General features: G+C 56.0%; 22 protein-coding genes and 3 tRNA genes. 4 read left to right on the top strand and 21 right to left on the bottom strand.

What is annotated here, in order from left to right:
- Positions 1-16: 16 nt before the first annotated feature.
- The 15 genes from nuoH to ERD84_RS07630 form a co-directional block, all read right to left on the bottom strand.
- Positions 17-1,090, bottom strand: a complete 1,074-nt coding sequence (nuoH, locus tag ERD84_RS07700) for an NADH-quinone oxidoreductase subunit NuoH (RefSeq protein WP_130039061.1) — start codon at positions 1,088-1,090, stop codon at positions 17-19.
- Positions 1,090-3,426, bottom strand: a complete 2,337-nt coding sequence (gene nuoG, locus ERD84_RS07695) for an NADH-quinone oxidoreductase subunit NuoG (RefSeq protein ID WP_130039060.1) — start codon at positions 3,424-3,426, stop codon at positions 1,090-1,092. Before nuoG ends, nuoH begins: the two co-directional genes overlap by 1 nt.
- Positions 3,427-3,440: 14 nt before the next feature.
- Positions 3,441-4,808, bottom strand: coding sequence for an NADH-quinone oxidoreductase subunit NuoF (gene nuoF, locus ERD84_RS07690; protein ID WP_130039059.1), 1,368 nt, complete (start codon positions 4,806-4,808; stop codon positions 3,441-3,443).
- Positions 4,805-5,299, bottom strand: a complete 495-nt coding sequence (gene nuoE, locus ERD84_RS07685) for an NADH-quinone oxidoreductase subunit NuoE (protein WP_130039058.1) — start codon at positions 5,297-5,299, stop codon at positions 4,805-4,807. The genes nuoF and nuoE overlap by 4 nt, the downstream gene beginning before the upstream one ends.
- A 35-nt stretch (positions 5,300-5,334) precedes the next feature.
- Positions 5,335-6,591, bottom strand: a complete 1,257-nt coding sequence (locus ERD84_RS07680) for an NADH-quinone oxidoreductase subunit D (protein ID WP_130039057.1) — start codon at positions 6,589-6,591, stop codon at positions 5,335-5,337.
- Between the two features lie 3 nt (positions 6,592-6,594).
- Positions 6,595-7,206: an NADH-quinone oxidoreductase subunit C gene (locus ERD84_RS07675; RefSeq protein ID WP_130039056.1), complete on the bottom strand. Its 612-nt coding sequence runs from the start codon at positions 7,204-7,206 to the stop codon at positions 6,595-6,597.
- Positions 7,207-7,246: 40 nt separating this feature from the next.
- Positions 7,247-7,723: a NuoB/complex I 20 kDa subunit family protein gene (locus tag ERD84_RS07670; protein ID WP_013742839.1), complete on the bottom strand. Its 477-nt coding sequence runs from the start codon at positions 7,721-7,723 to the stop codon at positions 7,247-7,249.
- 53 nt (positions 7,724-7,776) lie between these two features.
- Positions 7,777-8,136, bottom strand: coding sequence for an NADH-quinone oxidoreductase subunit A (locus tag ERD84_RS07665; protein WP_130039055.1), 360 nt, complete (start codon positions 8,134-8,136; stop codon positions 7,777-7,779).
- Between the two features lie 243 nt (positions 8,137-8,379).
- Positions 8,380-9,462, bottom strand: a complete 1,083-nt coding sequence (locus ERD84_RS07660; RefSeq protein ID WP_130039054.1) for a porin — start codon at positions 9,460-9,462, stop codon at positions 8,380-8,382.
- Between the two features lie 669 nt (positions 9,463-10,131).
- Positions 10,132-10,734: a GNAT family N-acetyltransferase gene (locus ERD84_RS07655; protein ID WP_130039053.1), complete on the bottom strand. Its 603-nt coding sequence runs from the start codon at positions 10,732-10,734 to the stop codon at positions 10,132-10,134.
- 42 nt (positions 10,735-10,776) lie between these two features.
- Positions 10,777-11,721: a rhodanese-like domain-containing protein gene (locus ERD84_RS07650; protein ID WP_130039986.1), complete on the bottom strand. Its 945-nt coding sequence runs from the start codon at positions 11,719-11,721 to the stop codon at positions 10,777-10,779.
- Between the two features lie 172 nt (positions 11,722-11,893).
- Positions 11,894-11,978 (bottom strand) — tRNA-Leu (locus ERD84_RS07645).
- 105 nt (positions 11,979-12,083) lie between these two features.
- Positions 12,084-12,623 carry a preprotein translocase subunit SecG gene (secG, locus tag ERD84_RS07640; protein ID WP_130039052.1) on the bottom strand — a complete coding sequence of 180 codons (540 nt, stop codon included), beginning with the start codon at positions 12,621-12,623 and terminating at the stop codon, positions 12,084-12,086.
- Between the two features lie 16 nt (positions 12,624-12,639).
- Complete coding sequence (gene tpiA, locus ERD84_RS07635; protein WP_130039051.1) at positions 12,640-13,389, bottom strand: triose-phosphate isomerase; 750 nt, start codon at positions 13,387-13,389, stop codon at positions 12,640-12,642.
- Between the two features lie 109 nt (positions 13,390-13,498).
- Positions 13,499-14,476: an NAD(P)H-quinone oxidoreductase gene (locus ERD84_RS07630; protein ID WP_130039050.1), complete on the bottom strand. Its 978-nt coding sequence runs from the start codon at positions 14,474-14,476 to the stop codon at positions 13,499-13,501.
- 119 nt (positions 14,477-14,595) lie between these two features.
- Here ERD84_RS07630 and ERD84_RS07625 point away from each other — a divergent pair.
- The 3 genes from ERD84_RS07625 (at position 14,596) to ERD84_RS07615 (ending at position 17,248) form a co-directional block, all read left to right on the top strand.
- A tRNA-Ser gene (locus ERD84_RS07625) sits at positions 14,596-14,685 on the top strand.
- Between the two features lie 52 nt (positions 14,686-14,737).
- A tRNA-Leu gene (locus tag ERD84_RS07620) sits at positions 14,738-14,823 on the top strand.
- 178 nt (positions 14,824-15,001) lie between these two features.
- Positions 15,002-17,248, top strand: a complete 2,247-nt coding sequence (locus ERD84_RS07615; RefSeq protein WP_130039049.1) for a TonB-dependent receptor — start codon at positions 15,002-15,004, stop codon at positions 17,246-17,248.
- A gap of 171 nt (positions 17,249-17,419) precedes the next feature.
- Here ERD84_RS07615 and pnp read toward each other — a convergent pair whose 3' ends face one another.
- The gene (gene pnp / locus ERD84_RS07610; RefSeq protein WP_130039048.1) at positions 17,420-19,567 is read right to left on the bottom strand and encodes a polyribonucleotide nucleotidyltransferase; all 2,148 of its coding nucleotides are present in this window, start codon (positions 19,565-19,567) and stop codon (positions 17,420-17,422) included.
- A 92-nt stretch (positions 19,568-19,659) separates the two neighbouring features.
- A complete protein-coding gene (rpsO, locus tag ERD84_RS07605) occupies positions 19,660-19,929 on the bottom strand; it encodes a 30S ribosomal protein S15 (RefSeq protein ID WP_130039047.1) in 270 nt (89 codons plus the stop codon).
- Between the two features lie 166 nt (positions 19,930-20,095).
- Between rpsO and ERD84_RS07600 the strand changes: the two genes are divergently transcribed.
- A complete protein-coding gene (locus ERD84_RS07600) occupies positions 20,096-20,617 on the top strand; it encodes a hypothetical protein (protein WP_130039046.1) in 522 nt (173 codons plus the stop codon).
- A 70-nt stretch (positions 20,618-20,687) separates the two neighbouring features.
- Here the strand turns inward: ERD84_RS07600 and pssA are convergent, their stop codons facing one another.
- The 4 genes from pssA to ilvN form a co-directional block, all read right to left on the bottom strand.
- Positions 20,688-21,587: a CDP-diacylglycerol--serine O-phosphatidyltransferase gene (gene pssA / locus ERD84_RS07595; protein WP_130039045.1), complete on the bottom strand. Its 900-nt coding sequence runs from the start codon at positions 21,585-21,587 to the stop codon at positions 20,688-20,690.
- A 4-nt stretch (positions 21,588-21,591) separates the two neighbouring features.
- Positions 21,592-22,263, bottom strand: a complete 672-nt coding sequence (locus ERD84_RS07590) for a phosphatidylserine decarboxylase (RefSeq protein ID WP_130039044.1) — start codon at positions 22,261-22,263, stop codon at positions 21,592-21,594.
- Between the two features lie 75 nt (positions 22,264-22,338).
- On the bottom strand, positions 22,339-23,355 hold the full coding sequence (ilvC, locus tag ERD84_RS07585) for a ketol-acid reductoisomerase (RefSeq protein ID WP_130039043.1): 1,017 nt from the start codon (positions 23,353-23,355) through the stop codon (positions 22,339-22,341).
- A gap of 108 nt (positions 23,356-23,463) precedes the next feature.
- Positions 23,464-23,955, bottom strand: a complete 492-nt coding sequence (gene ilvN / locus ERD84_RS07580; protein WP_130039042.1) for an acetolactate synthase small subunit — start codon at positions 23,953-23,955, stop codon at positions 23,464-23,466.
- Positions 23,956-23,961 lie beyond the last annotated feature (6 nt).

Below are 23,961 nucleotides of genomic sequence, written 5' to 3'. Positions count from 1 at the left end.
ATTTAGCCCCTGTGTCCTAGTGCCATATATTCCAGGGCGTTTGCATCCAGATCGCCACCAGCAACAACCAGATGCCGGTCAGCGGGATGAATACCTTCCAGCCCAAACGCATGATCTGGTCATAGCGATAGCGGGGGAAGGTCGCACGGAACCACACGAACATTGAAATAACTACAAACGTTTTCAGGCCCAACCACAGCCAGCCTGGAATCCAGGTCAGCGGCGCGATGTCGAGCGGAGGCGTCCAGCCGCCCAGGAACATGATGGAGGCCAACGCCGACAACAGAATCATGTTGGCGTACTCGCCCAGGAAGAACAGCGCAAAGCCCATGCCGGAATATTCGACCATGTGACCCGCCACGATTTCCGATTCGCCTTCGACCACGTCAAAGGGGTGGCGGTTGGTTTCGGCCACGGCCGAGATCACATAGATGACGAACAAAGGCAGCAGCGGGAGCCAGTTCCAGGACATGAAATTGATGCCCCGGTCGGCAAACCATCCTGTGTCTTGCCCAGTCACGATGCCGCTCAGGTTGAGCGTGCCCGATACCAGCAGCACCGTGACCAGCACAAAGCCTATGGCCAGCTCGTAGGACAACATTTGCGCTGCAGCCCGCAAAGCACCCAGAAAGGCATACTTGGAGTTGGATGCCCAGCCAGCCACAATCACGCCATACACGCCTATGGATGTGATGGCCATGATGAACAGCAGGCCTGCGTTAATGTCGCCCAGCACCAGCTCGGGGCCGAAGGGAATGACAGCCCAGGCAGCCAGAGCCGGCATCAGCGTTACAACCGGAGCCAATATATACAACACTTTATTGGCCTTGCTGGGGACAATGACTTCTTTGGTCAGCAGCTTGAACACGTCGGCAAACGGCTGCAGCAAGCCCCGGAAACCAACCCGGGTCGGGCCCAGGCGCACGTGCATGGCACCGATCATCTTGCGTTCCCAGTACGTCATGTAGGCAACACACAAAATAATGGGTACGGCAATCACGACGATTTTGATCAGTGTCCAGACTACCAGCCAGGCGGTCGGCCCAATCAGTTCAGTGCCGAAATTTTCAAGTAAGGTAAGCCACTCCATTAGGCACGCTCCACCGTCAGTTGGCCAAAGCCACTACCCAGCGCCAGCGTTTCATTGAACGCAGTGGCGAGTCTTATGCAGCCAGCGGCCACTGTTTCATCTTCCAGAGCCGGTACGACCACCGCCTCGCCTTGCGCACCGACGATGCGCAAGGGGTCACCCGAAACAGCCCCCAGGCCTGCCAGCGTAGCGGCAGACATGCGTGCCTTGGGCGGCTGCGATGCGGCTGTTTCCTGTAAAGGCTGCGAACGGCGCACCAGGACGTCACTGCGATAAATCGGCACATCAGCTACGCGTTCCAGTCCTGTTTTGCTCGGCACCTGAGCCAGGCCAGGTGTTGCCGACACTTCGTTGGACAAGCGCCCTTCTATGCCGCCGACCATGACAGTGTCGCGTATGGACTCGGACGTTTCGTCGTCGAAACCCTGCAACTCGAACAAATTGCCCAGCACCCGCAAGACTTTCCAGCCTGGACGCGTATCGGCAAAGGGAGCAGCAACACCCTTGAAACTTTGCACCCGACCTTCTGCGTTAACGAATGTGCCTGAAGTTTCGGTAAACGGCGAAATAGGCAGCATGATGTCGGCCCACTCTTCAGCGGCCGACTTGAATGAAGTCAGGGCAACAGCAAAACCAGCGCTCTTCAGGGTCTGAACTGCCTGGGCGCCGTTATCTGCGTCGAACGCAGGCTCGGCGTGCACCACCAGATAGGCCTTGAGTTGCTGCTGCAGCATTTGCTCTGCTGTCAGGCCACCCTGCCCTGGCAACGCGTCGGCCAGATAGCCGCCTACCGTGTTGCCACCAGGAGTGAGGAAGCCGAAGGTAGCCTTGGCTGACTTGGCCAGTGCCGTGGCATTGGCTGCGATCAGGCTGGCCTGATCGGATGCCACTGCCATATTGCCCAGCAATACGGCTACGCGTTCACCTGAAGCCAGGCTGGCAGCGATCTGCGTGGCGGCCTCGGAGGGTGACACCGCTGAAAATGCTTCGGGCACTGCTTGGCCGCCAGCCTGAGCCAGTGCCACCAGGACTTCGGCCAAGGCATTAGGCAGTGCGCTGGGCGCAACCGTCATGCGGCCTGCAACCGGAAACAAGGGATCGTCTGCCGCCGAGTCGATGAAAGAAACCTGTGTGCCACGCTTGACAGCCTGGCGCAGGCGTTGAGCCATCAGCGGATGATCTTTACGCAGGAAAGAACCCACGACCAGCACACGATCGAGCTGGTTCAATTCAGCCACCGGCATGCCCAACCAAGGCACACCCTTGACCGCTTGGTCAAAGGTAGGATCGATGCTGCGCAGGCGGAAATCGACGTTTTCGGAGCCAAGGGCACGCATCAGACGAGCCAGCAGGGCCAGCTCTTCGGTCGTGGCCAACGGGCTGCCTATGCCGCCGATTTGATCGGCACCAAACTGTTCGCGTACGGTATTGAACCCCTGAACCACAGCCTGCATGGCATCCGTCCAGGAGGCCTCACGCCACTGACCATCATCGCCCTTGACCATGGGATGCGCAAGACGATCTTCGGTGTACAGGCCTTCGTAGGCAAAGCGATCACGGTCGCTGATCCAGCACTCGTTAACCTCTTCGTTTTCAAAAGGCACTACGCGCAACACACGGTCCATCTTGGTTTGTACCACCAGGTTCGCGCCCAGGCTGTCGTGCGGACTGACCGAACGGCGGCGCGCCATTTCCCAGGTACGTGCGGTGAACTTGAAAGGCTTGGACAGCAGCGCGCCAACAGGACAGACATCGATCATGTTGCCTGACAACTCGGAGTCAACCGCCTTGCCTACAAAAGTAGTGATCTCGGAATGCTCGCCCCGGTTGATCATGCCCACTTCCATGATGCCGCCAATTTCTTGTCCTACCCTTATGCAACGAGTGCAATGTATGCAACGCTGCATGGCGTCGGTAGAAATAAGCGGACCCATTTCCTTGGCCACCACCACGCGCTTTTCTTCCTGGTAGCGCGAGGCCGAGGCACCGTAGCCGACAGCCAAGTCCTGAAGCTGGCACTCGCCGCCCTGGTCACATACCGGGCAATCGAGCGGGTGATTGATCAGCAGGAATTCCATCACGCTCTTTTGAGCAGCGATGGCTTTTTCGGAGCGGGTATGTACAACCATACCGTTGGTGACCGGCGTTGCGCAGGCGGGCAAGGCCTTGGGCGCTTTTTCAACGTCAACCAGGCACATGCGGCAGTTGGCCGCCACGGAAAGCTTCTTGTGATAGCAGAAATGCGGCACGAACACCCCCAGCTTGTGCGCGGCCTGTATGACCATGCTGCCTTCGGGAGCTTCTACTTTGATGCCGTCGATGGTGAGTTCAACCATTGCGTGTCCTGACCCTACAGATATTTGGGCACCACACAGCTTTTATGCTCGATGTGGTGTGCGAACTCGTCGCGGAAATGCTTGATGAAACTGCGCACCGGCATGGCGGCAGCATCGCCCAGGGCGCAGATGGTGCGACCCATGATGTTGTGCGCGACCGAGTCGAGCACGTCCAGATCTTCTGGGCGACCCTGGCCGTTTTCGATGCGCAGCAGCATGCGATACAACCAGCCCGTGCCTTCGCGGCAAGGCGTGCACTGCCCGCAACTTTCTTCGTAATAGAAATACGATAGACGCAACAGCGACTTGACCATGCAACGCGTTTCGTCCATGACAATGACGGCACCAGAACCCAGCATGGAGCCCGCCTTGGCGATGGAATCGTAGTCCATATTGGTCTGCATCATGATCTCGGCGGGCAGCACAGGAGCACTGGAGCCGCCTGGAATGACTGCCTTGAGCTTGCGACCGCCACGCATACCACCGGCCAGCTCCAGCAATTTGCTAAAGGGCGTGCCCAGCGGGATTTCGTAGTTGCCCGGCAACTCGACGTCGCCCGAGATGGAAAACAACTTGGTGCCGCCGGCATTTGCCACACCGATGTCCAGATACTCTTGCGCACTGTTGCGGAATATCCAGGGCACAGCCGCAAAAGTTTCGGTGTTGTTGATGGTGGTCGGCTTGCCGTACAGGCCAAAGCTGGCGGGAAAAGGCGGCTTGAAGCGCGGCTGACCTTTCTTGCCCTCCAGCGACTCGAGCAAAGCGGTTTCTTCACCGCAAATATAGGCGCCGTAACCATGGAAAGCATGCAGCTGAAAGCTGAACTCGGACCCCAGGATCTTGTCACCCAGGAAGCCCGCGGCGCGCGCCTGCTCGAGCGCTTCTTCGAAACGCTCGTAGATTTCGAAAATTTCGCCGTGAATGTAGTTGTAGCCTACCGTAATGCCCATGGCATAGGCTGCAATAGCCATGCCTTCAATGACGATGTGCGGATTAAAGCGCAGAATGTCGCGGTCTTTGAATGTACCGGGCTCACCTTCGTCGGAGTTGCAGACCAGATATTTTTGGCCAGGCAAAGTGCGTGGCATGAAGCTCCACTTCAGGCCGGTGGGGAAACCCGCACCACCTCGCCCGCGCAAGCTGGACGCCTTGACTTCGGCGATGACCTCATCAGGTGTCATGCCTGTGGTCAGGATTTTGCGCAAGGCTTCGTAGCCGCCCCGCTTGACGTAGTCTTCCAGGCCCCAGTTGGAGCCATCGAGACCCGCCACGATTTGCGGATTGATATGCCTGTCGTGGAAGATCATGCTGCGAGGCAGCTCGGCACCCGGATCGGGCGTGAGACCTTGGGAAAACTGCTGCAATAGACCCGGCGCGCTCATGCCGACTCTCCGTGCTGTTTGAGTTCATCGAGCATGGCGTCGATCTTTTCCGACGACATGCGTACACACATATGCCTGTTGTTCATGAGCATTACCGGTGCGTCGCCGCATGCGCCCATGCACTCGCCTTCCATCAGGGTGAACAGGCCGTCGGGCGTGGTTTCGTGAAAATCTATACCCAGCTTCTGCTTGACGTAGTCGGCCGCCTTGACGCCGTCGCGCAGCGCACAGGGCAAATTGGTGCACACCGTGATCTTGAAGCGGCCCACGGGATGGGTATTGAACATATTGTAAAAGGTGGCGACTTCCTGCACCGCAATAGCCGGTACATTTAAATAAGCAGCCACGTCAGTAATGACGTCTGTCGAGACCCACCCTTTTTCTTCCTGAGCGATGGTCAGCGCCGCCATGATGGCAGATTGTTGCTGATCGCTCGGAAACTTGGTGAGTTCCCGGTCAATTTTTTGATAGGCTTGTTCAGAAAGCAGCATAGTTTGAACCCGGTATATACCTTGGCTTACGCCGATTAACGGTCGATTTCGCCAAACACAATATCTTGCGTCCCAATAATGGTGACGGCGTCGGCAATCATGTGCCCGCGCGACATTTCGTCAAGTGATTGCAAGTGAGCGAAACCCGGCGCGCGTATCTTCACGCGGTAAGGCTTGTTGGCGCCGTCTGAAATCATGTAGATGCCGAACTCACCCTTGGGATGTTCGACGCTGGCATAGGTTTCACCGGCAGGCACGTGCATGCCTTCGGTAAAGAGCTTGAAGTGATGAATGAGGTCTTCCATGCCAGTCTTCATGCGTTCACGCTTGGGCGGTGCAACCTTGTGGTTGTCGATAATGACAGGGCCGGGATTGTTGCGCAGCCACTCGACGCATTGGCGAATAATGCGATTGCTTTCACGCATTTCTGCGATACGCACCAGATAGCGGTCGTAGCAGTCGCCGTTTGTGCCGACGGGAATGTCGAAATCGAGTCGATCGTAGACTTCGTAGGGCTGGTGCCTGCGCAGATCCCACTCGACACCGGAACCACGCAGCATCGGGCCGGTAAAGCCCAGCGCTTTTGCGCGTTCAGGGCTGACCACACCCACATCGACCAGACGCTGCTTCCAGATACGGTTATCGGTCAGCAGCGTTTCGTATTCGTCCACGCAAGTGGGGAATCGATTGGTGAAGTCTTCGATGAAGTCCAGCAGCGAGCCCGAACGCGCTTCGTTCATGGCGCGCAGCTCTTTTTCGCCCCGATACTTGCTGGACTGCCCGTATTGCGGCATGGTGTCCGGCAGATCGCGATAGACGCCACCAGGACGATAGTAGGCCGCATGCATGCGCGCGCCCGATACCGCCTCGTAGCAGTCCATCAAGTCCTCACGCTCGCGGAAGGCATACAGAAAGACGGCCATGGCGCCCACGTCGAGCGCATGTGAACCCAGCGACATCAGGTGATTCAGCAAGCGTGTGATCTCGTCGAACATCACTCGTATGTACTGCGCACGCAAAGGCGCTTTGATGCCCACCAGATTTTCTACCGCCATCACATAGGCGTGCTCGTTGCACATCATGGAGACGTAATCCAGGCGATCCATATAGGGCAGCGCCTGCAAAAAGGTTTTGTGTTCGGCCAGTTTTTCAGTAGCCCGATGCAGCAAACCTATGTGCGGGTCGGCCCGCTGGATAACCTCGCCGTCCAGCTCAAGCACCAGACGCAACACGCCGTGCGCGGCCGGATGCTGCGGACCAAAGTTCAGTGTGTAGTTTTTGATTTCAGCCATGTTCTAGCGCCCTGCTCCGTAGCCTTCTTCGCGTATGACGCGCGGCGTAATCTCGCGCGGCTCGATGGATACGGGTTGATAAACCACCCGCTTCTGTTCTGTGTCGTAGCGCATTTCTACATTACCCGACAGCGGGAAGTCTTTGCGGAAAGGATGCCCGATAAAGCCATAGTCGGTCAGGATACGCCGCAGATCGGGGTGGCCATCAAACACAATGCCGAACAGATCGAAGGCTTCGCGCTCGAACCAATTGACCGAAGGCCACACATGGACCAGCGAAGGAATGACCGGGAACTCGTCGTTAGGCACGTACACGCGCACCCGCAGCCGCCAGTTGTGCTGGACCGACAGCAGATGCAGCACCACGGCAAACCGCTGCGGATGCACGCTGGCCGCGGCCGGATAAGTAGGCGCACCCCAGGCGGAATAGTCGACGCCGCACAGGTCAATACAGGTATCAAAGCCCAGCGTGGCATCGTCGCGCAGCACCGTGCACACATCCGACCAGTTTTTGGCAGGGACTTCGAGCGTCAGTTCATTAAGGGCCAGCTTCAGGGAGGCGGATTCACCGAAAGCGGCCTGCAGATTAGTTTGTAGCGTTTCGAGCCGAGTCATAGTTCAAGCAGTTCAACGTTAGGAGCGGCAGCTTTGAAGCCTAGCGCGCAATGGTGTTCGTCAGGCGGATTTTGTTTTGCATTTGCAGCAAACCGTACACCAGGGCTTCCGCCGTAGGAGGACAGCCCGGCACATAGACATCGACGGGGACAATGCGGTCGCATCCACGCACCACCGAATAGGAATAATGATAGTAGCCACCGCCGTTGGCACAAGAGCCCATGGAAACCACCCAGCGTGGCTCAGGCATCTGGTCGTACACCTTGCGCAGTGCAGGTGCCATCTTGTTGCACAGCGTACCCGCCACGATCATCAGGTCGGACTGACGCGGGCTGGGACGAAAGATAATGCCAAACTGGTCAAGGTCGTAACGCGCCGCGCCTGCGTGCATCATTTCGACCGCACAACAGGCCAGACCGAACGTCATGGGCCACAAGGACCCGGTTTTGGCCCAGTTCAGAAACTTGTCTGCACTGGTGGTAATAAAACCTTCTTTCATGATGCCATCAATAGCCATAATTCACCTTTAGCTTGTACCGTAGGAGGCTGCAAAGAGCCTGGCACTGTCGCTTATTCCCAATCGAGGGCGCCCTTCTTCCATTCGTAGATGAAGCCCACGGTCAGAATGGCCAAAAACACAAGAACCGTCCAGAAACCAACCATGCCTATCGTGCCGTTGGCCATGGCCCACGGAAACAGGAAAGCGATTTCAAGATCGAACATAATGAACAGGATCGCAACCAGGTAATAGCGCACATCGAACTTCATGCGCGAGTCGCTGAAGGCTTCGAAACCGCACTCGTACTGCGATAGCTTTTCGTCGTAAGGACGATGTGGACCCAACAACCTGCCGGCGCCCAGCAAGGCAAAGCCTATACAGGTGGCAAAGATAATAAACAGCAGAACAGGAAAGTACTGTTGCAGATTCATGCTGCGCATCCAATCACGATAAGTAAACTTCTGGATTGTAGCATTTTGAGAGCGTCATTCTGCTGAATAACCCTAAGGTGAAACATCTTTGCCACATAAAAATATGCAGTGCAGAGAACAACAAAAAAACCAACACAAAAGCCACCCCTAGGGGTGGCTTTTGTTTGCAGGTTTGCACCTGCGAGCTCTATGTGACCCGACACGCCGGGCCACCGAATGGCATAGACTTGCTATGCCAGACGATTAGAACTGGTGACGCAGGCCGACGCCGACAGCTGTCGACTTGGCATCATCAAGACCGTACAGATTGTCAGCATACGAACCGTAAGCGTAGATGTTGGTACGCTTGGACAGCGCGTAGGTGTAACCCAGGCTGTAGATGCTTTGCTTGTCGAGTTCCTGACCATTCAGATCATCGAAATCAGCCATAGCCCACGAAGCCATAACCTTGCCCGCACCCAAAGGAGCGCTCACACCAACCGTGTACAGATTGGCTTCAAGGCCGTCTTCGTACATATCAGCGCGGGGAGCACCTGCGCCGAAATTGCCTGCACCGATCCAGCCATCTTTCGTTTGACCGAAACCAGCATGCAGCTTGACCACTTCAAAGTCATAGCTCAAACCGAGGTTCCATGCTTTGACTTTACCGTCAACCACGTCGTTCTTGACTTGATCATACGTCAGAGCAGCACCAATGGGGCCGTTGGCATAACGCAGACCGGTGGTGATGCCTTCGTCGTTATCGTCGGAGGTAGGATCGTTATCAACGTCCCAGTCTTGCGAGCCGTTGGTGTTGAAGGAATAACCAACGCCGAACTGGAAGCCCGAGAAGTTGGGGGTTTGATACATAACCATGTTGTCCCAACGGACGGTGTTAGCCGAACCGAAGGTGGCGCCAACGTTGGCTTGGCCGAAGCTAGCACCGAAGGGGCTGGCTACGTCACCGAAGTACTTGGACGCGATATTGGTTTGACGACCCAAATCCAAACGGCCCCAGCTTTCGCCTTGCAGACCGATAGTGGCGTGACGACCAAACAAGCGACCGTCTTGAGCGGAGAAACCAGTGGAGCTGTCAAAACCGCTTTCCAATTGGAAAATGGCTTGCAGGCCGTCGCCCAGATCTTCAGTACCTTTCAGGCCCCAGCGGCTGCCGGACTGAACGCCGTTGATAAGACCGACTTTCTTGGCTTCATAGTTATCGCCAACTTCAACTTTGTTGTAGCCGATACCGGTATCGATAATACCGTATAGGGTGACCGATGTTTCTGCCTGAGCAACGCCGAAGAAACCAACGGTGAGGGCAGCAGCGAGCAGAGTCTTTTTCATGTAAGAAATCTCCGTAGATTTGAGTAACTAGAGCAGCGACTACTTGTTTGCACTGTGCTGCTGCTCTTTCCAACTCCGCGATGGGAAGTTGTTGCTATTGCATCAAAATTCCAGCCTGCTGGCTATTGTCGTGTGGTGAAACGTGATGTTTTTTGCTCCCGCTGTAGGCTTTTAACAACAAAACAACGTTTTTACGGGAAATTTATAAGGGTTTACCCTTGGTTTTGATGTGGCGCGGGCGCCACATCAATCCAGGCCCAACAAGTTAGAGATTATTTTTAAGTTCCCACCACAAGCACTTGTTTTTATTGTTGATTTTTTCTTCAGCAAATCAGGAATTTTTCCTCTGGTTTTCAAAGATTTACGTTCATACCCAGGACAAAACTGGTCTGTGGGCGGGCGGCTACGACGACAGCCGCGGCCACGCATCCACAGATTGTCTATATATAGACACTACATATCAAGCGCGCCATCAGCTAATGCAAACATCGGGCAATGACGCCGTAACGCAGGGATGAGTGACGAAAAACAGAAGAAGAGGATGACCGGCGCGAGTCGCAAAGCTTATTTATTGATAGGCACGCGACTTTATGATGGCCACCGATGCTTGGGGACTTCCACTCCAGACGCTCTTGCCCCCCTCCCACTCGTGACACCCATCGACAGGCATCAAAGATTCCTTTTTTCAAGCTTCCAGGAGAGATGTGAGCGCACAGTCGGCCACTCGGCGGCCACAATGCTGTAGACGCAGGTATCGCGAAGCGCGCCATCAGCGCTGCGCTGGTGACTGCGCAGGATACCGTCCAGCTTTGCGCCCAGGCGCTCGATGGCCCGACGGCTTTGATGATTGAAAAAATGCGTCCGGAACTCAACGGCCAGGCAGCCGAGCTGCTCAAAGGCGTGTGTCAGCAGCAGGAGCTTGGCTTCTGTATTCAACGGCGTTCGTTGAATACTTTGCGCATACCAAGTCGAGCCTATTTCGACGCGCGGACCCACCAAATCTATATTCATATAAGTGGTCATGCCGACAATACGGCCACTGGCGCGGTCGACAACAGTGAACGGCAGCATCGTGCCGGCTGCCTGCAGCGACAGCCTGCGTTCAATTTCAGCTGTCATCCGGTCTGGCGAAGGAACGCTGGTGTACCAAAGCTCCCAAAGCCTCCCGTCATTCACCGCCGCAATCAAGCCGTCTTTGTGGTCCATAGACAGAGGTTGCAACTCAACATACTGCCCGATCAAATGGGTAGGCTGAAAGAAAGAGGAAGACATGAAGGTTCCCGTCACAATTAACGAGCATTAATTCTACGCTTTCTATGCGGGCACGCCTTCAGCTTCCGTAACCTCAATATCTATGGTGTACCCGGCGGCCAGCCAGGCTTCGATGCCACCCGCCAAGGGGCGAACCCGGCTGTAGCCACTTTGCATCAGGCGTTTGGACACGGCAGCAGCGGATGCGTCATGGGGACAATCACAATACACAATGATGTCGTCACCACTCAAAGGAGGAAAGTCATCTTCTCCCACCCGCAAAGCAATAGCACCGGGAATACGTCCTTCTGCTTGCGCCACGGCAGATCGCACATCCACGATAACCGGACGATTCCCTGACTGCAGCATATCGTGCAGCTCTTGCACACTGACCCGCTCCATGCAAAGAGACTTGATGAAGCGATGGCGCTGCCACCATTTCCTCGCAACAAACACTACAAGAGCGGCAGCCAGCAGCAGTGCGCCCAGCATACCGAGATTGACCAGCACTTCCAGCAATTCGTCGACGGCCGTACTGAATAGCGAACCCAGATAAACGGCAGAGCCCGACCAGATCGTCGCACCAATAATGTCGAACAGCAGAAAACTTCTTTTGCGGGTATGCACAGCACCAGCCAGCACGCTGGCGATAGATGCAAAGCCAGGGATAAACTTGGCCACCATCAACGAAGGCGCACCCCAACGCACATAAATCGATTCAGTCTGCTGAATACAGGAATCGGGCGAGAGAGAAATACGGCACAGCATGGAAAGCAGCCTGGCACCGTAGCGCCGGCCTGCCAGATACCATCCATAATCTGCAATCATGGCGCCCAGGACCGCCACCCCTACCAGCGCCAGGGGGCTGTAGCCGCTAGACTCATGCAGTGCGCCGGTGACGACCAGGATAGGATAAGCCGGTATCGGCGCACCGGCCTGCTCTATAAGTACATTAAAGAACACAATCAACAGACCATACTCTTCTATGAGGCGCAAGATTGCTTCCATCATCTCGGTAACCACCGTAGAAATCTTCTTTTAAGGTAGTAAATACTACCTTAAGCGCCGTGTATGGCGATACGCAATTCAGTCGAAGCCAACAAAAAACCCGCATAAACTTAATGTTCATGCGGGTCTTGATACTGCATCAGTCGTTATGAAACGTCCTGATTTTATGTCTTGGTGCCGACGACGAGACTCGAACTCGTACAGCTTTCGCCACTACCCCCTCAAGATAGCGTGTCTACCAATTCCACCACGTCGGCAAGGAAAGAGCGGTATTCTAGCATGAAACCAGGCATATATATTTGGCCTACCCCATACCAGCTGCCCAAGGAAGGCGACGCCACTAGGCCGCCTTCCAGCCCATCTTAATTACTTGAAGCAGGTGCTGCCGGTACAGACTCGCCAGTTTGGCTGGCGGGAGCGGCAGATGGCTCAGTTGCTGGCCCGGACTGGGCGGGAGCAGACGACTCAGTTGCAGGCCCGGATTGGGCAGGCGCCTGTGGTACAGCCGAGGATTCGGGCGCTGCAGGCGCAGGGGCAGGTGCCGAAGGTACGGCAGAGCCGGAAGGCGCTGCACCAGGCACAGCAGAACCAGGGGCCACGGGCACTTCCTGGCTTTGGAAGCCTTGCATGACACCACCATCGATCAGCGATGGAGCGCCCGTAGGATGGTGTGCCACCCAGGCTAGCGCGCCAGTGGAGGCAAAAAAGATGACAGCAGCCCACTTGGTGGTGCGCGACAGGAAGTTGGCCGCGCCAGTTGCGCCGAACAGACTACCGGCCGAGCCGCCGCCAAAAGATGCGCCCATATCGGCGCCCTTGCCCTGCTGCAACAAGACCAACACTATGACACTTAATGACGATATGACTTGAATCGCCATAAGAACGGGTGACAACCATTGCATGAAAAAACTCCGAGGCCTATGCGGCCGCTATACGTAAAAATTCTTCTGCTACCAGCGATGCACCGCCCACCAGGGCGCCATCGATATCGGGCATGGCAAACAATGAAGCCGCGTTTGATGCCTTGACGCTGCCGCCATACAGCACCCTGACTTCAGGTACGCCCAAGCCGGTCAACTGCGAGCGGATGTAGGCATGCACCGCCTGCGCCTGCTCAGGCGTTGCCGTGCGGCCCGTACCAATAGCCCAAACGGGCTCGTAGGCCAACACCATACGCCCTACCTGCTGCGCACCCAGCGCCAAGACTGGCGCCAACTGACGGGCGATAACATCTTCGGTTTTACCCGCTTCTTGTTCGGCCAGCGTCTCGCCCACGCACACTACAGGCGTAAGCCCTGCCTGCAAGGCGGCGTTTGCCTTTGCAGCGACCAACCGATCGGTTTCGCCATGCAAGGTGCGCCGTTCGGAATGCCCGACCAATACCCATTGACAAGCAAAGTCAGCCAGCATGCCCGCTGAAACTTCGCCGGTAAACGCGCCCTGTTCGTGCGTACTGACGTCTTGAGCACCCCACGAAATGACGCTGTCTTGCAAACTGGCCCTGGCCTGATCAAGATACGGAAAAGGTACGCACACTGACAGGTCGCAGCCGGACACCGCCGGCGCGCCAGTACGCAGACCATCGAGCAGGCTCGCATTGCCGGTCAGTTGACCGTGCATTTTCCAGTTACCTATAACCAGGCGCTTACGCGTTTGTTCTGTATTCATTGGCCCTAAACAAAAAAATTTGGACAACCCGGCATTGTAGCGTGTTCGTGGCCTATCTGCCTAATCGAAACGAGGCAGATAGGCCACAGAGTTGGGGGCCGGGCGGAACTCAAACTGTCAGGACGATTTTTCCTATCTGTTCGCCGGCGTCCATCATTGCGTGGGCGTCGCAGGCACGCTCCAAAGGAAAGGTCGCATGGACAATGGGGCGAATTTTTCCGGCCTCCAGCAAAGGCCAGACTCGTGTCTTGAGTGATTGGGCGATGTCGGCCTTGAACGCCACGGGTCGCGGACGCAAGGTGGAACCGGTAACCGTCAGGCGGCGGCGCAAGACCTGGTTGCAGTCTATCGTTGCCTTGGCTCCGCCCAGCAAGGCGATGATGACGATACGGCCATCGTCGGCCAGGCAGTTGATGTTGCGGTTGATGTAATCGCCGGCGACCATGTCCAGCACCACATCCACGCCTTTGCCATCAGTGGCTTTCTTGACCTCTTCCACATAATCCTGTGTACGGTAGTTGATGCCCTGCACTGCGCCCAGGCCCTCAACGGCCTGCACGCGCTCGTCGCTGCCTACCGTGGCATATACCTTGTGACCCATGGCGGTGGCCAGCTGCACGGCCGTCGTTCCTATGCCGCTGGCGCCACCATGCACCAACAAGGACTCACCATCAGCCAGGCAACCCCGGTCAAAGACATTGGTCCAGACGGTATAGTAGGTTTCCGGCAAACCAGCCGCTTCGACGTCAGACAGACCTTTGGGTATGGGCAGGCACTGGGCCGCTGGCGCCGCGCAGTACTCGGCATAACCGCCACCAGCCACCAGGGCACACACTTTATCGCCTATCGATAAACCGGTATCGCCGGTGTCGCCCGATACGATTTCGCCCACCACTTCCAGCCCTGGCAAATCAGAAGCCCCCGGAGGAGGAGGATAGTTGCCTTTACGCTGAAACACATCAGGCCTGTTAATACCTGCAGCGGAAACCTTGATCAAGACCTCACCAGGTTTGAGTTCAGGCACCGGCCGATCAACCAACACCAGCACTTCGGGACCACCCGGCTGCGATATTTCCACTGCTTTCATGACAACTCCTTGCTGCAATTCAAAAGTGCATTATCGCCCGTCTAAGTGGTTTTTTGCAGGATCATCGACATAATCGGCCCACAAGCCCCGGAACATGCGCTAAACTCTCGTCCTTCAAAGGAAGCGTGCCAGAGCGGTTGAATGGACTGGTCTTGAAAACCAGCGACGGGGTAACTCGTCCGTGAGTTCGAATCTCACCGCTTCCGCCAAGAACATACCCTACCAGGGCACCCAAAGGGCCTCTCCGGCCCCTCGCCCCGCGCACCCATGGCGGAATTGGTAGACGCAAGAGACTTAAAATCTCTCGACCACTGGTCGTGCCGGTTCGATTCCGGCTGGGTGCACCACCTATGGCTCTTCAGCCCTTCGCTTTCAAAACCAGACTTAAATATCGTAGATCGATATTTGTAGCTTGATAGACACACCTTCAATTTCAAACTTGATATACATCAAATAATTTCTTTCTTTTTTTACTAATGCGAATTATTATTATTCGCACTTATTTAGTCTAGAGGAAGAGTTGTTGTGTCTATAAAAAATCTGCCGCCGTCGGCCATACTGGGTTCATCCCTAGCCCTCACCCTTGTATCGTCCAGCGTATTCATGCCACTTGCGCACGCACAAAATACATCAGAAGGCGCCACCCAGTTGTCTCCGGTCACCGTAACCGGCACCAGGCCCGATACCTACCAGACACAAGAAGCATCACAAACCAAATTCACGGCACCGTTGCTGGATACGCCCAAGACTGTACAAATCGTTCCTCAAGCCGTCATAGAAGACACCGCCGCCACGTCACTTGAAGACGTGCTGCGCAACGTACCCGGCATCACATTCGGCGCGGGTGAAGGTGGCCAGCCGCTGGCCGACCGTCCCTTCATCCGGGGCGCCTCATCAGGCAGCAACATCTATGTGGACGGTATCCGCGACGCAGGCGGCCAAACGCGCGAAATCTTCAATCTGGAAAGCGTTGAAGTCATCAAGGGCGCTGACTCAGTCTATGGCGGCCGCGGAACAGGTGGCGGCAGTATCAATATGAACAGCAAGCATGCCCACCTGGGCAATGCCGCCAGCGCCAATTTAGGTGTGGGTACCGACAAATACCTACGCGCCACCATCGATGGCAACTGGCAACTCAGCGACACCTCAGCCTTCCGCCTGAACATTCTGGGCGCCAAGGGTGACATGGCCGGCCGTGACTCCGTAGACTATAAAAACTTCGGCATTGCCCCCACGATTTCCTTTGGTCTGGGCACCCCAACCCGAGCATCGATCAGCTTCTATCACTACCAAACAGATGGCATGCCCGATTATGGCGTACCGCTGACGCGCGGCACCACCATCGAAACCAGTACCGGCATTCTGGATGTCGGTCGCGATACCTTCTATGGCCTCTATGCCCGAGATTTCCGCAAAACCAAGGCGGATATCGGCACCATCGAGCTGGAACACGACCTGACAGACAAGCTGACTGTGCGTAATGTCACCCGGTATGGCGAGACACTCAATGATTACCTCGTAACCAATCCGGGTGACGGTAAGCGCTGGCTGGACGGGCCTACCAACACTTGGTGGCTGCAACGCGGAGACAAGAGCCGCTGGCAAAAAACCACGATGCTGGCCAACGTAACCGAACTGAACGGCGAACTGGAAACCGGCAGCCTGAAGCACCGCTTCAATGTCGGCCTGGAACTTTCCAGCGAAAGAACCCGGAACGCCGGATACTCCCAAACCATAACCAACGGTTCAGCATGCCCTGCCTCGCTACCGGCATCGGCAACAAACTCTCTGAATTGCACGCCCCTGTATAACCCCAACCCCAACGATCCTTGGTCAGGCAGCATTGACAGAAACGAATTGAATCTGGATGCCAAGTCCATCACTCAGGCCGCCTACCTTTTTGACAGCATCGAGGTCTCTGAGAAGTTCCTGGTCAACGCGGGCATTCGACTCGATCGCTATAAAGTCTACGGCATGAACGGCGATGAATACTCCAAAGGTTCGTGGAACATGTTCAATTACCAGTTGGGTCTGGTCTATAAGCCAGCCCCCAACGGCAGCATCTACTTGAGCTACGCAACAGCCTCGACCCCTCCCAATATGTCTGGTGGCGATCAGGACAGCCTCTCTACCGGACGTGGCAATCCCACAAAAATTGGCGAGCTCGAACCAGAAAAGAGCCGTACGATCGAGCTGGGAACCAAATGGGACGTTCTGAACGAGCGCCTAAGCCTGACCGCAGCACTCTTCAACACCGAACGGCGCGACGCACAGATCGAAGTCGATGACGGCATCTATGAGCAAGCAGGCAAAACCCGTGTTCGCGGCCTGGAGCTGGGCATAGGCGGGCAGATCACACCCGAGTGGATGGTTTACGGCGGCTATACCTACATGGACAGCGAACTCGTACAAGGTGCTTACGACGGTGTCAACGAAGGTGACCCGCTAGCCAACACGCCCAAGCACAGCTTCAGCTTATGGAGCACCTACAAAATGACACCCGCACTTACCATAGGCGGCGGCGCCTACTATGTAGGAAAAACTTATGGCGGCAATCAGGGTGGAGCCGGCGGCGGCACCAACGAAGTCTATATGCCCGCATACTGGCGCTTCGACGCTATGGCGTCCTATCAGGTCAACAAGAACCTGGGCCTTCAGCTCAATGTGCTTAACCTGACGGACAAGGAATACTACTCGCACACAAATGGCGTGCACCACGCCGATTTCGGGCCTGGCCGCCAGGTCATCCTGAGCGCAAACCTGCGTTACTGATCCCTCTCGTGGCGACACCAAAGCCACGCCGACCTATTCAGCCAGCCACGGGGGCGTCAAACAGCGGCTGAACTCGTCAAAATAAAACCCCCAAAGCAGGCAAACCTGCTTTGGGGGTTGTAAACAGCGCTCGTGAACCTGACGGCGGCACACCGCCAGGTTCATGCCATCTTAGCCTTCGGTGGGTGCGACAGGTGCCTGAGGGCCGCCCTGCGCTTCGATACCGCCAATGGCCTTCATGGACAAACGCAAGCGACCTTTGTCGTCCGCTTCGATAACCTTGATGCGCACCGTCTGGCCAACCTTGAGAACATCGTTGATGTTTGCAATACGATAGTTGGCAATTTCAGAAATGTGCAGCAAGCCATCACGACCCGGCAACACCTGGACAATGGCACCAAAGTCCAGCAGACGCAGGACTGGACCTTCGTATTCCTGACCTACCTCGACATCTGCCGTCAGCTCCTTGATACGACGCTCGGCTTCGCGGGCCTTATCAAGGTCGGCGCTGGAGATGGTAATGGTGCCGTCATCGCCAATGTCGATCTGAGTGCCGGTTTCTTCGGTCAGAGCACGGATGGTTGCGCCGCCCTTACCGATGACATCACGGATTTTTTCAGGGTTGATCTTGACGGTCAGCATGCGTGGAGCGAACTCGGACAGCTCGGTGCGCGAACCTTCGAGGGCTTCCTTCATTTTGCCCAGGATGTGCAGACGGCCTTCTTTGGCCTGAGCCAAGGCAACCTGCATGATCTCACGGGTAATACCCTGAATCTTGATATCCATCTGCAAGGCGGTAATGCCCTGTACGGTACCTGCCACCTTGAAGTCCATGTCGCCCAGGTGATCTTCATCGCCCAGGATATCGGTAAGCACCGCAAACTTGCCGCCATCTTTGATCAAGCCCATGGCCACACCCGCCACGTGATCTTTGACAGGCACGCCGGCGTCCATCATGGCCAAGGAGCCACCGCATACCGATGCCATGGAAGACGAGCCATTGGACTCGGTAATTTCTGACACGACGCGTATGGTGTACTGAAAGTCTTGCGCTTCGGGCAGCGACGAAATCAGCGAACGCTTGGCCAGGCGGCCATGACCGATTTCACGGCGCTTGGGCGAACCAAAGCGGCCGGTTTCACCGGTAGCAAACGGAGGGAAGTTGTAGTGCAGCATGAAGCGATCACGGTGCTCGCCCATGATGGAATCAATGATTTGCTCGTCTTGCTTGGTACCCAGGGTAGCGACGACCAGGGCCTGCGTTTCGCCACGTGTGAACAGAGCACTGCCGTGCGCGCGGGGGAGCACACCCAGGCTGACGCTGATGGGGCGCACGGTACGTGTGTCACGGCCGTCGATGCGAGGCTCGCCATTCAGGATCTGGCCACGAACAATCTTGGCTTCGAGGTCGAACAGCATGTTTTCGACTTCGACGTTGTCGGGGACATCTTCGCACTTGGCGGCCGCGTGCTCGGCCAGCTTGGCCTTGACCTCGGCGTAAACGTCGCGCAGCTTGTTGGTACGGGCCTGCTTTTCGCGGATCAGGTAAGCTGCCTGCAGGCCTTCCTGGGCAGCGGAGGCTACCGCAATGGCGAGCGCTTCGTTGGCGGGTGCGGGCTGCCAATCCCACTCGGGCTTGCCAGCTTCGGCAACCAGCTCATGAATGGCGTTGATGGCAGCTTGCATTTGCTCGTGGCCAAACATGACGCCGCCCAGCATGACTTCTTCAGACAAATTCTGCGCTTCGGACTCGACCATCAGCACAGCGGCCTCGGTACCCGCCACGACCAGATCCATTTGCGAGGTTGGCATTTGGCTGGAGGTTGGGTTCAGGATGTACTGGCCGTCGATGTAACCGACACGTGCCGCACCAATGGGGCCATTGAAAGGAATGCCCGAGATGGCCAATGCGGCAGAAGCGCCGATCATGGCGGCGATGTCTGGATCGATGTCAGGATTGACCGACACTGTATGCAGGATGACCTGGACTTCGTTGTAGAAGCCTTCAGGAAACAAGGGGCGCAAGGGACGGTCGATCAGACGCGAGGTGAGGATTTCTTTTTCGGAAGGACGGCCTTCGCGCTTGAAAAAACCACCGGGAATGCGGCCGGCTGCGTAGGTTTTTTCAACGTAATCTACAGTAAGGGGGAAAAAGTCTTGCCCGGGTTTGGCCTTCTTGGCGCCAACAACCGTTGCCAATACAACGGTATCGTCAATCGAAACCAGTACGGAGCCTGAGGCTTGGCGAGCAATCTCGCCGGTTTCCAGAACTACCGTGTGCTGACCGTACTGAAACGACTTGCTCACTTTATTAAACATTAGGAAGTATCCTTACAATATAAAAAAACCGTGCACACCACGACACGGGTCGCGGTGTGCACGGTTGCATCGTGGGGAGCCAGCCCCGGGTATCACTTACGCAGACCGAGCTTTTCGATCAGAGCACGATACGAATCGGGATTGCGGCCCTTCAGGTAATCTAGCAATTTACGGCGGCGGCTAACCATGCGCAGCAGGCCACGACGCGAGTGGTGGTCTTTCATGTGCGTTTTGAAGTGGCCGGTAAGTTCGTTGATACGGGCGGTAAGCAACGCAACCTGAACTTCTGGAGAGCCGGTATCGCCTTGAGCACGTTGGAATTGTGCGACGATGTCGGATTTTTTGATTTCTGCAACAGACATTATTTAGCCTCTTTAACATGCGACAGAGCCGAGGTGCCCTGACGTGAAGTGATTAACAAACTACAATTTTATGGGCTTTACCTGGGCCGGCTTCAATAGCTGATAAGCGCGCACATGTACGCAGCCATTCCAGGAAAGAGAGCATTATACTGCAAAGGTGAAAATCATGAACTCTACACTTGCCAGGCTTACCCGTGTCGCCCTGGCCGGCATCGGATTTGGTCTGCTGTCAGCCTGCGCCAATATGGCCAATACGCCACCCGGAACGCCCTTGCACCAGGTAGAAGCTCAGTTCGGCCGGGCTAACTTCTCGTGTCCTGGCGAAAACGGCGGCCAGCGCCTGATCTGGTCCCAGCAGCCTTATGGACAATATGCCTGGGGCACCAACGTCAATAGTGCCGGCATCACCGATCACATCGAACCCCTGCTGACGGACAAGCATTTCAATGTGCTGGCCACGGGCGTCTGGACGCCAGAGCGGGTACAGTGCGAGTTTGGCCCCCCAGCCGAGATCACTCAGGTTGGCCTGCCCTCTTCCAGACAAACGGTGTGGGGCTATCGCTACAAGCAATCAGGTGCCTGGAATTCCTTGATGTACGTGTATTTTGGAACAAGTGGCGAAGCCGTCACCCGTTTCCATCCCGGGCCTGATCCCTTGTACGAGCGTGAAAGCTTCTGGTTCAATTAAGCTGCTGCCTGCCTGATTCCAGCAAGCAGCATTGGGGCTTGCTTGTTGCTGCTTGCCCGGGCTTGGCTTGTTATAGCGTCTGATTGGGATCGCGTGGCTTGCCGACTTCGTGCTTGTCGGTCTGGCCACCTAATTCTGGTGACTGATAGGTATGGGTGGCGCTGAACGACGGTTCTTGCACAACCGCCGACTCAGCATCTTCGGTGGCACTCTCGTGCCGCTGGCGCTTGCGGGTAAGTTCGCGGGCGCGGCGCCAGCGCCACGCCATAATGAACCAGCCCGACAACCCATACACCACAAACAGGCCAAAAAGCACTACGGGTGGGTCGCTGGATACAAATACAAATACACCCACCAATACCAAGATTACCCAGAACGGTACGCTACGCCCCAGGGCAAAAGATTTGCCACTGTAAAACGGAGCATTGGTGACCATGGCAATCCCGGCGTACACCGTAAAGATAAAGGCTAGCCAGGAAATAGTCGGATCGGCCAGCAGAAGCTTGTTGTCGACCACCAGCCAAAGAAAGCCGGCCACCAGCGCCGCCGCCGCAGGGCTGGGCAAGCCCTGGAAGAACCGCTTGTCGACGATGCCGATATTCGTATTAAAGCGAGCCAGGCGCAAGGCCGCACCCACTACATAGATGAAGGCCGCCAGCCAGCCCCAGCGGCCCAGATCTTGCAAGGCCCATTCATACATGACCAGCGCCGGTGCTATGCCGAATGAAGTCATGTCGGACAGGGAGTCGTATTGCTCGCCAAAGGCTGATTGGGTATTGGTCAGACGCGCCACGCGCCCATCCATGCCGTCAAACACCATCGCCAGGAAGATTGCAATGGCAGCCATTTCGAAGCGGCCATTCATGGCCTGTACCACCGCGTAGAAACCTGCGAACAGATTGGCAGTGGTAAAGGCATTGGGCAGCAAATAGATGCTGCGGCGGCGACGGGATTCGTCGGTGTTGGGCATAAGCTTACTCGTTAGGATTGTTGGGCAGGCCGGGTAATTCGGCCAGCACGGTACTGGTGGCCTGCACCTTGTCGCCGATGGCGACTCGTGGACGGGAACCTGGCGGCAGATAGACATCGACCCGCGAGCCGAAGCGGATGAAGCCATAACGCTGCCCAGCGTACAGGGAATCGCCCGGCTTTGTATAGCAAAGAATACGCTTGGCCACTAGACCGGCCACCTGCACTGCTGTAACCACGTGTCCCTGGGAGGTCAGCATGACTATTGCGTTACGCTCATTTTCCAACGAGGCTTTGTCGAGCGATGCATTGAAAAACTGGCCGGCAAAATAGTTAACGGACTGAACCGCCCCCGCAACGGGTGCACGGTTGGAATGGACATTAAATACATTCATGAATACGCTTATTTTAAGCGCATCGCGGTTGGCATAGGTATCACGCACCTCTTCGACCGCCACAATGCGGCCATCTGCGGGCGACAGCACATTCAGCTCGCCCTCGGGCGCCAGGCGAGGCGGATCGCGGAAAAACTGCAATACAAAGATGGACAGCAGCCAAAATGGAATCGACGCAGCACCGGACCAGAAGCTGACCAGTATTGATATCAGCACAATACCAGCCAGGAACGGCCAGCCTTCCCTGGCAATCAGGGGATGAGGATAAGGAGGTTTATTCATGATAAGACGAAGAATAACCGAAATCGGTCAATAAAAAACCCGGCCGAAGCCGGGTAAATGAGCTAACAATACAGCTTAGTTCTTGCTTTGATCAACCAATTTGTTGGCGGCGATCCAGGGCATCATGGCGCGCAACTTGCCACCAACCTGTTCGATTTGCGAATCGGCATTGATGCGGCGACGCGAGGTCAGCGAAGGACCACCCGCGGCGCTTTCCAGGATGAAGTTCTTGGCATATTCGCCCGTCTGGATGTCCGTCAGGCACTTGCGCATGGCCTTTTTGGTTTCTTCGGTAACGATGTTGGGGCCAGTTACGTACTCGCCATACTCGGCATTGTTCGAGATGGAGTAGTTCATGTTGGCAATGCCGCCTTCGTAGATCAGGTCGACAATCAACTTCAGTTCGTGCAGGCACTCGAAGTAAGCCATTTCAGGCGCATAGCCAGCTTCGACCAGGGTTTCGAAACCTGCCTTGATCAATTCGACGGTACCGCCGCACAAAACGGCCTGCTCGCCGAACAGGTCGGTTTCGGTTTCTTCGCGGAAGTTGGTTTCGATGATGCCGGCGCGGCCGCTGCCGATGGCGCAAGCGTAGGACAAGGCGATGTCGCGCGCGGCACCCGAGTTGTCTTGATGCACAGCCACCAGTGAAGGCACGCCGCCGCCCTGGCTATAAGTGCCACGAACGGTATGGCCCGGCGCCTTGGGAGCAATCATGATGACGTCGATGTCGGCGCGAGGCTGAACCTGGCCATAATGCACGTTGAAACCGTGGGCAAATGCCAGCGCGGCACCAGCCTTGATGTTGCCAGCCACCTGATTGCGATAAACCTCGGCGATGTTTTCGTCGGGCAGCAAAATCATGACCAGATCGGCTACCTTGACAGCCTCGGCCACTTCCTGAACCTTCAGACCGGCGTTTTCTGCCTTGCTCCAGGATGCGCCGCCTTTGCGCAGGCCAACCACGACATTGACGCCGGACTCGTGCAGATTGAGTGCGTGGGCGTGGCCTTGCGAACCATAACCGATGATGGCAACCGTTTTGCCTTTGATGAGGGAGAGGTCGCAATCTTTATCGTAAAAAACTTTCATTTCAGGTGCTCCAATACTTTTAGTATTTTGATATTTGCTGAATGCGTGCATTCAGGCGCTATGGTTAAATTTGGCCGGCATGCTGCCGCCTGGCCGGTAAATAATAAATTAAAGCTTCAAAACGCGTTCGCCGCGGCCTATGCCAGATACTCCGGTACGCACGGTTTCAAGGATGGAACTGCGATCCAGGGCATGAATAAATGCTTCTATCTTGCCTTGGTCGCCAGTGAGTTCAATGGTGTAGACCTTGTCGGTGACATCGATGATGCGACCGCGGAAAATATCGGCCATACGCTTCATTTCCTCGCGCTCTTTGCCTACCGCCCGCACCTTGATCAGCATGAGCTCGCGCTCGATATGCGGGCCTTCCGACAAGTCGACGACCTTGACGACATCGACCAGGCGATTCAGGTGCTTGGTGATTTGCTCGATGACTTCATCGGACCCCTGGGTCACGATGGTCATGCGCGAGAGCGTTGCATCCTCGGTGGGCGCAACCGTCAGGGTTTCGATGTTATAGCCTCGGGCTGAAAACAGACCAACCACCCGTGACAAGGCTCCGGGTTCATTTTCCAGAAGGATAGAAATAACGTGTTTCATGGCTTT

It is taken from the genome of Pollutimonas harenae, assembly GCF_004153685.1.
Lineage (GTDB): Bacteria > Pseudomonadota > Gammaproteobacteria > Burkholderiales > Burkholderiaceae_B > Pusillimonas_C > Pusillimonas_C harenae.
This window is presented reverse-complemented; position numbering and strand designations above follow the sequence as displayed.

Excerpts from the sequence above, each read along its gene's own strand:
- ERD84_RS07675 (WP_130039056.1), bottom strand. The coding sequence starts at position 7,206 with ATGACTCGGCTCGAAACGCTACAAACTAATCTGCAGGCCGCTTTCGGT.
- nuoE (WP_130039058.1), bottom strand. The coding sequence starts at position 5,299 with ATGCTGCTTTCTGAACAAGCCTATCAAAAAATTGACCGGGAACTCACC.
- rpsO (WP_130039047.1), bottom strand. The coding sequence starts at position 19,929 with ATGTCTGTTGCAGAAATCAAAAAATCCGACATCGTCGCACAATTCCAA.
- tpiA (WP_130039051.1), bottom strand. The coding sequence starts at position 13,389 with ATGAATACAGAACAAACGCGTAAGCGCCTGGTTATAGGTAACTGGAAA.
- ERD84_RS07660 (WP_130039054.1), bottom strand. The coding sequence starts at position 9,462 with ATGAAAAAGACTCTGCTCGCTGCTGCCCTCACCGTTGGTTTCTTCGGC.
- ilvN (WP_130039042.1), bottom strand. The coding sequence starts at position 23,955 with ATGAAACACGTTATTTCTATCCTTCTGGAAAATGAACCCGGAGCCTTG.
- ERD84_RS07600 (WP_130039046.1), top strand. The coding sequence starts at position 20,096 with ATGAACTCTACACTTGCCAGGCTTACCCGTGTCGCCCTGGCCGGCATC.
- ERD84_RS07670 (WP_013742839.1), bottom strand. The coding sequence starts at position 7,723 with ATGGCTATTGATGGCATCATGAAAGAAGGTTTTATTACCACCAGTGCA.
- ERD84_RS07680 (WP_130039057.1), bottom strand. The coding sequence starts at position 6,591 with ATGGCTGAAATCAAAAACTACACACTGAACTTTGGTCCGCAGCATCCG.
- ERD84_RS07650 (WP_130039986.1), bottom strand. The coding sequence starts at position 11,721 with ATGGAAGCAATCTTGCGCCTCATAGAAGAGTATGGTCTGTTGATTGTG.
- ERD84_RS07655 (WP_130039053.1), bottom strand. The coding sequence starts at position 10,734 with ATGTCTTCCTCTTTCTTTCAGCCTACCCATTTGATCGGGCAGTATGTT.
- ERD84_RS07590 (WP_130039044.1), bottom strand. The coding sequence starts at position 22,263 with ATGAATAAACCTCCTTATCCTCATCCCCTGATTGCCAGGGAAGGCTGG.
- pssA (WP_130039045.1), bottom strand. The coding sequence starts at position 21,587 with ATGCCCAACACCGACGAATCCCGTCGCCGCCGCAGCATCTATTTGCTG.
- secG (WP_130039052.1), bottom strand. The coding sequence starts at position 12,623 with ATGCAATGGTTGTCACCCGTTCTTATGGCGATTCAAGTCATATCGTCA.
- nuoH (WP_130039061.1), bottom strand. The coding sequence starts at position 1,090 with ATGGAGTGGCTTACCTTACTTGAAAATTTCGGCACTGAACTGATTGGG.
- ERD84_RS07665 (WP_130039055.1), bottom strand. The coding sequence starts at position 8,136 with ATGAATCTGCAACAGTACTTTCCTGTTCTGCTGTTTATTATCTTTGCC.
- ERD84_RS07630 (WP_130039050.1), bottom strand. The coding sequence starts at position 14,476 with ATGAAAGCAGTGGAAATATCGCAGCCGGGTGGTCCCGAAGTGCTGGTG.
- ilvC (WP_130039043.1), bottom strand. The coding sequence starts at position 23,355 with ATGAAAGTTTTTTACGATAAAGATTGCGACCTCTCCCTCATCAAAGGC.
- nuoF (WP_130039059.1), bottom strand. The coding sequence starts at position 4,808 with ATGAGCGCGCCGGGTCTATTGCAGCAGTTTTCCCAAGGTCTCACGCCC.
- nuoG (WP_130039060.1), bottom strand. The coding sequence starts at position 3,426 with ATGGTTGAACTCACCATCGACGGCATCAAAGTAGAAGCTCCCGAAGGC.
- pnp (WP_130039048.1), bottom strand. The coding sequence starts at position 19,567 with ATGTTTAATAAAGTGAGCAAGTCGTTTCAGTACGGTCAGCACACGGTA.